The following is a 6,604-nucleotide window of genomic DNA, read 5'->3' as shown; positions in this document are numbered from 1 at the left end:
AGGCCGCCCGACACCGGGAGAACCGCGCGCATGCCGTCGAGCTGTTCACCCTCAAGCAGCAGGTTACCGGCACCCCGAAGATACAGAAGGAGCTTTCCAACCTTCAGCACGAGAACAGCAGGCTGCAGCGTGAGCTGAAGGCCACCGAGACCAGGGCCGAGCTGATCGCCAAGGAGAACCGCCGCCTGCGTGCCGTCCAGGACGGCATGGTCGCGGGTGGTCGGGCTTTTGCCAAGGAAAAGGGCTTGGACGAGAAAGCCCTCGTGACCCGGCTGCAGACGGCCGCCAAGGAAGCGCTGGACGCGTTCGATGCCCCGGCCGCAAAGCCTGTGGTCAAGACGAAAGCGGCGACCAGGACCAGGGTCACCCCGCAAGCCAAGGCGGCGGTCGAGGCTGTCTCACACGCGCCGAAGAAAAAACCGGTCGTCCAGGAGCAAGTCCGGGACGAACCCGCTGCCGAGCGTCGGATCAAGCCGAAGGATGATGCCTGGGACGACGGACACTGAGCCTGTCTCGGTCCTTTCGGCAAGGCGCATGAAGGGCAGTTGGCAGGAAATGTGGAATGTTAACTTCGCGACGTCGCTGTCCTGTTCCTGCTTGCTGGAACGGCGCTGGACGCGAAGAACGGCGACGTTGGTGAGTGTCAAAAATTACACGTCCATTTCTTGCCAAACGGACAGCGCAGATGGCGGGAAATGCGGAATGAATACGTTGCCGAAAACACAGCGCCGGGGCCGGAATGCAATTCCGGTTTACATTGGCCATATCCTGCAACTGCAACACCCCTCCAAGGCCCTTCATGAGACAACCCCCGCGTGATCTCTCACACGGTGGCTGTCGGGCGCATAACACCCCATATCCGCCAGAACGCAGCCACAGGTTGAAGCACCGCGCTCACGCCAGGCGCCGCCTCACCAGCAGATCCTTCCGCTGCCACCAGCGCCACGGTCGAGGTCCAGACCCTTCTCAGAGGCAGAGATCTGGCGCTCCCTGGGGATAACCCTTTCCCCTTCTTGCCTGATCATCCCCATTCCCGCGTGGCTCTCGCCGATGCGTCCCGCACCTCACAATCGTAAGCCAAAGTCGAAAGCTCGCTGACAGGCAAAAACCGGGCCGGTCCGCGCCGGTCGGCGCTTGCTCCCCGGGGGCTGCTTCGCCCGACACAGCCCGTCCCGGTTGTTCCCTGTAGATCATTAGAAGGCGGAAATTTAAATTTTTGAATTCAAATGCTTTTTTATAGGCACCTGCATCATCTAGATGAGGCACCCCTGCATCACCCAGATGATGCAACCTGCCTCACTGACTTTCAAATTCTGAAAGCAATGTTGACTTTCTTTTATTGATCGCAGACTTTCATAATTTGAAAGCAGGGGGTGCATCCTGCATCAATAAAAAGGTCGGGATATGACAAGGCTGCCAGAGAGAAAGACCCGAGGAACTTGGGTCCAGACAGAGCGAGCCGCCCACGAAGAATGGGCTCAACTGATCATCCGTGCACCCAAGGCAGCTGCAGTCATGCATATCCTCACTGCGCGCATGGGCGACAATAATGCAGTCGTGATTTCACAGCGAGAGCTACAGACGGCAACCGGGATCTCACGCCCCACTGTCCAGCGTGCACTTGCGACCCTTCGCGACGAAAACTGGATCGAGGTTTGGCAGGTTGGCGAAAGCGGAACGGTAAATGCTTATGTGGTCAACGATCGTGTCGCTTGGCATGGCTCTCGGGACGGCATTCGCCGAAGCTTGTTCACAGCCACAGTTGCTGTTTCAGAGGCCGAGCAGAAGAACAGAAGCCGGATTGGCGAGAGTACACCCCTGCACCGCGTCCCTTCCGTGTTCCCAGGTGAAATGCAACTACCCTCCGGTGAAGGCTTGCCGCCCGTTTCACAGCCATTTTTTGATGGGATGGAGCCTGATCTGCCCGCTACGTTGGTTGAGTAATAGACAACTCCCCATGCTTGCGTGCAAAGGTTTGCGCAGCCTGACAATGCAAAGGAACGCAAAGGCTAATGCAATACAGCGCAAACCAAGCTGCGGAAGCCACTGGCAAGAACGTAGCGACCATCACACGAGCTATTAAGTCGGGAAAACTCTCGGCCACCAAGGACGCATCTGGGGCTTGGCAAATCAATGGGGCCGAACTGTCCCGCGTCTACCCTTTGCGTGCGCAAAGCCTGCAAACCCCTACAATGCAAAAGAACGCAAATCCCTCTCAAAGAGATAACTTTACAGAAGCCAATGCCTTGCGCGAGGAACTTGCGGCGCTGCGCGAACGTGACAAGCTGAAAGATACACTATTGGAGAACTACGTCGCCCAGACGGCCGATTTAAAAGAGGACCGGGACAAATGGCGACAGCAGGCCACCAATCTCCTTGCTAATCAGGAGGCAGAACTAGTTGTGCCGGCCTCTGTAAAGCGCCGCCGCTGGTGGCCGTTCTGAAAATCTCAGCCTAAATGACCTTATAAAATCTTGTTTTCCATCATAGATATTAGCAACAATCATTCTACAGGCCCTAATGGCGGAAAAGCATTAATCCACCTATCGGATTTAACGACAACGCCAGTGGCAACTAATTCTGAAAACGCTAGTCTGTTTCTTCTGATTTGCTTGTCTGCTTGATACATACTTTCCCAGCAAGAATCACCTTTTAGACACCTTGTTAGATTAATAATATAGCGCTTTATGCATGAAGCAGAGTAATAAACACTGGCCAAGTATCCATTTGAAATTTCTACTGCTTCAGGCCTCCATGCATTTTTTTCGCTTTGTACAATACGCTCAAATTTCCACGTAATTCGATCAGGCGTGGTTTCGGAAAAAAATATTGAACCATGAGCAATAATTGCTCTTATCTCATACAGCTCATCTAGCTGGTATTGTAACCACAGCAAATTGAGCTGCCCAGTTGCAAACATAGGCAGCTGAAGTAACCTATTTGAGTTAGCCACCGCGTTTATCAGAAAATCTGTTTTTTCTTTAAAGTGTCGAGGGAATTTCTTAGATAGCTTAAGTGTTAGGTCCTGGTTTTGTTTGTGCATTTCGAACACAAAATCATCATGAGCAAATTCAAGGTTTGATAAAGAAACCATAGCCTTACCAAGCGCTCCATACTCTTTAGAGTTCGCAATAAATTCGTCCGGATCAGGATGGTACAGCAATTTAATTTATACCTCGCTTAAGATTAACTTCCATATATCAGAGCCAGCGCATTTATACTAAATGATAATATAAAAATGGATGTATTCAGAACCTTTTTTATATGCATGCGGCTTACTCATCGCAACTTGCTTAGGGGCCATCTTCGAACACCTCCTCAACCTTGACCCTGCCTGTTTCCCGTACCGAGGTGCTTGCGCTGCCGGGGGCCAACGGATTGAAGGATCAGCCAGGGTTGCGGATGAATGGCCAGCTAAGCGCAACTGCATTGAAAATAGTCCTCTGCCCTGCTTTTAGTTCACAAAGGGCTCTTCCTGAACTGATTTGGGATGTCTCATATACAGTTCATTAACTGTAAAAGTGTTTGATCTTGAAAGATAAAATTCAAAAAATTTGTGCATGCAGTGTTGAACTGTCTCTAGATACACTGACCCTGCTCGGTTTATTTGATGGCATGATCGCAAAAATTTTTGTCGTGGAGACATGAAATGAACACCGAGAGCCTGAGAATTCTTGCCGAAATTCCACTACTGTCCTTGCTTGCTTTGGTTGCTCTCGGAGCGATCGTTCTTGCAGGCTATGCCATCTATGCAGTGGTTGTGAGCACACGAGGTTCTAGAAAATGAACCGTAAATTGGATAAGTGGACCCGGTTTCCAACGGACTGGGTGAGAGATGGTGGATTAAAAAAATTCTCTTGGGTTAGACACGGCGGCTCAGGGACTTGTGCCCTTATGACCCTAATAGCTCTTGGGCATCGCCTTCCCCAGGATGGAAGTAAGCTTGTCACTGCGACTTACGATGAAATTACTGCGGCTATTGGAGTCTCGCGTGCTACGCTTTCCTTAGGGCTAAATCTTCTTAAAGAACTGGAATTCTTGGATTCAAAGTCCCTAAAGCGAAGCACATATAAAATCGACTTGCATGGGGATATTTGGGGAAAATTACCGGCCCAAACACTGTATGGTTCAAAGGGGATTATTATTCCGTTTGAGTACTGGAAGCTCCGCGGAGCTGACGAGATGAATGCTCTTAAACTATATATTTATCTTGTCGCAGCCCGTGATAGGGATTCGAATACGATACGTTCTAGCTATGAGACTTTCGAAAAGTACACCGGCGTTCATGTTGGTCATGTTAGAAAAGCTCTTTCTATATTAATACATAGCAGACTTCTTATCGTAGAACGGCAATCTTCCCGCTATCATGAAAAAAAAGAACCGAATATTTACAGATTAGTTGGTCTTGATGATTACACTCACTTTGCAACTATGAATGCCCCTCCAGTAACGCTTGTTCGTCCTCCATTCCCTATTCCAGATGTTGACCCCTTCAAAGACCAGCCATTTTAATAATGGCTTCATTTATTATAATTGCTATCATTATTGCTAAATTTTTTTGTACCCATGCTAAATAATTATATTTTGCGTGTGGTCCCTCATTGATTACGTTCGCAACCAAGCTGTCCAAAGTTGATGATCACAGCCTTTGGCCAGATGTTGACATACGTAAGCTTGTCAACAGTTGGTTGATAAGCACGACTGAAAATGCTATAAGAGATTCGAGGCGACAGACCGGTTGCAACAGCGCCTCCCCGTCCTGATCAAGATCAGGATCTGCGCGAGCGGTGGGAAACCTGGGCTGCCGGACACAAAGGGCCACCTGCGGGGGGCCCTTAAACTTTTGTTCTACTTAGAAAAACGCATTGCACGGCCCATGTAGGTGTTTTCCACTAGCCTTGCAAAATCGACTGTATTTGGGTGCTGTCCGTCTCCATACACCCCAGCCTCGCGAGGGTAAGCACTGAGAACGTGCATGGCGACCCCCTTCTTTTTTTTCGAGAAGTCGTGGCGTCTTACGTTAAAAAATACGTGATACGGTCCTTCTGGCGACGTGACACTGGCTGCGAAGTAAACGTAGCTGTTCCTCTCCCATGTCTCGCATACTCTGAGATTGGGAAAGACGTTAATCACTCCTCGTAACTCGTGTGAAAGACCGTAGCGAACCGGGCAAAAAACCCTGTTTTTAAAGCATAAATTAACGATTGGATCTTGGGGAGTGATCCCTCTAGTGAAGGTGTGCTCATCAAAAGTTACAAAAATGCGGCGCTCTGGTTCACCCGCTACTCCGCACCGAAACTCAAAGGGCTCAAGGTGATCCAGGTCAATTAGTGCTCCGTTGTGATAAAATGGTGACCAATAGCTCACAGATCAAAGTCCCTAAAATATCGATGTATCCATGCCCTCATAGCGTGTTTGGTACATGCTTGATGCGATACAACACAGCAAGAATTGCAGAGTTGTAGTTCTGACTGCTCTTCATGCTCCTTGATGCCGGCAGTGCCTTTGCGAGCCTGTTAAAGCCAAGCATTGAGGTACCGCATAACACTCTTTTTTTCTTACACCGAAGAGCAGGCCCCTCCGAGGGAGGGTTTATGTGTCCTTTCCCCGCGTTGCGGGGCGAGCGATCAATTTGGCCTTGTGCCAAATTGTCTAGTGAGTACACATAAACCTTCCTTCGGAGATCGGTTCATGGGTGCGCACAACGATGACGATGATGCCTGGCGGATCCGAGCGGACCGCAGCATCGGCGGCAGGATGCTCCATCTCACCACCCCGCGCAGCTTCGCCATCCTCCGCTGTGCCAAGATCAAGACCATGGGCAACATGGGGGCAAGCCTCCAGCATACCTTCCGGGAACGCGACACGCCCAATGCCGATACCCGGCGCACCCCCGACAACACCATCCTGGTCGGCGGCGACACCAGCCGCGCCGTCCTCGATGCCTGGAAGGACCGCGCCCCCGAGAGGATCCGCAGCAATGCCGTCCATGGGCTGGAGTATTTCGTCGGCGGGTCTCCCGAGGCTCTGAAGGCCATGAGCCGGGAGGAGCAGGACGCCTATTTCGCCGATGCTCTCGACTGGCTCAAGGCCCGCCACGGGGCCGAGAACGTCCTCTCCGCGGTGATCCACCGGGATGAGTCTACGCCCCACATGACGGTGATGACCATTCCCCTGGACGAACGCGGCAAGCTGAACGCCCGTGCCCTCGTCGGCAGCCGGCAGCAGCTCTCGGCCATGCAGACCGACTTCGCGGAACGGGTCGGAAAGACCCACGGTCTGGAACGCGGCCTGCAGGGCTCTCCTGCGCGCCATGAGCGCGTCCAGAGGGCCTATGCCCATCTCACCGACCCCGATGCCGCCGTGAGCCTCCCGGAGCGCCGCAGAGGGGCTATTTTGGGCATCGGCGGAGAGAGACGGAGGCGGAATGGCGGGAACGGGCATCACAGGACGTCTCAGACGCTCTCAGGGGCGTCCAGGCCGCCCGACACCGGGAGAACCGCGCGCATGCCGTCGAGCTGTTCACCCTCAAGCAGCAGGTTACCGGCACCCCGAAGATACAGAAGGAGCTTTCCAACCTTCAGCACGAGAACAGCAGGCTGCA

6 protein-coding genes are annotated in these 6,604 nt (G+C 52.2%); 5 read left to right on the top strand and 1 reads right to left on the bottom strand.

Annotated elements, in window-relative coordinates:
• From EG885_RS22905 to EG885_RS21420, 3 genes are all read left to right on the top strand, one after another.
• Nucleotides 1-506 (top strand): hypothetical protein (locus EG885_RS22905; protein WP_165571261.1); only part of this gene is annotated, 506 nt, incomplete at its 5' end.
• 898 nt (nucleotides 507-1,404) lie between these two features.
• Nucleotides 1,405-1,944 carry a winged helix-turn-helix transcriptional regulator gene (locus EG885_RS21425; RefSeq protein ID WP_131578731.1) on the top strand — a complete coding sequence of 180 codons (540 nt, stop codon included), beginning with the start codon at nucleotides 1,405-1,407 and terminating at the stop codon, nucleotides 1,942-1,944.
• A 68-nt stretch (nucleotides 1,945-2,012) separates the two neighbouring features.
• The gene (locus tag EG885_RS21420; RefSeq protein WP_131578728.1) at nucleotides 2,013-2,444 is read left to right on the top strand and encodes a MerR family transcriptional regulator; all 432 of its coding nucleotides are present in this window, start codon (nucleotides 2,013-2,015) and stop codon (nucleotides 2,442-2,444) included.
• Between the two features lie 59 nt (nucleotides 2,445-2,503).
• On the opposite strand, the gene EG885_RS21415 is transcribed toward EG885_RS21420, so the two are convergent.
• Entirely contained in the window at nucleotides 2,504-3,163 is a 660-nt protein-coding gene (locus EG885_RS21415; RefSeq protein ID WP_131578725.1) for a hypothetical protein, read from the bottom strand.
• A gap of 620 nt (nucleotides 3,164-3,783) precedes the next feature.
• Between EG885_RS21415 and EG885_RS21410 the strand changes: the two genes are divergently transcribed.
• Nucleotides 3,784-4,512, top strand: coding sequence for a hypothetical protein (locus tag EG885_RS21410; RefSeq protein ID WP_131578722.1), 729 nt, complete (start codon nucleotides 3,784-3,786; stop codon nucleotides 4,510-4,512).
• Between the two features lie 1,179 nt (nucleotides 4,513-5,691).
• Nucleotides 5,692-6,604 (top strand): MobV family relaxase (gene mobV, locus EG885_RS21405; RefSeq protein WP_207392373.1); only part of this gene is annotated, 913 nt, incomplete at its 3' end.

The sequence above is a fragment of the Paracoccus nototheniae genome, assembly GCF_004335005.1.
Classification (GTDB): domain Bacteria; phylum Pseudomonadota; class Alphaproteobacteria; order Rhodobacterales; family Rhodobacteraceae; genus Paracoccus; species Paracoccus nototheniae.
This window is presented reverse-complemented; position numbering and strand designations above follow the sequence as displayed.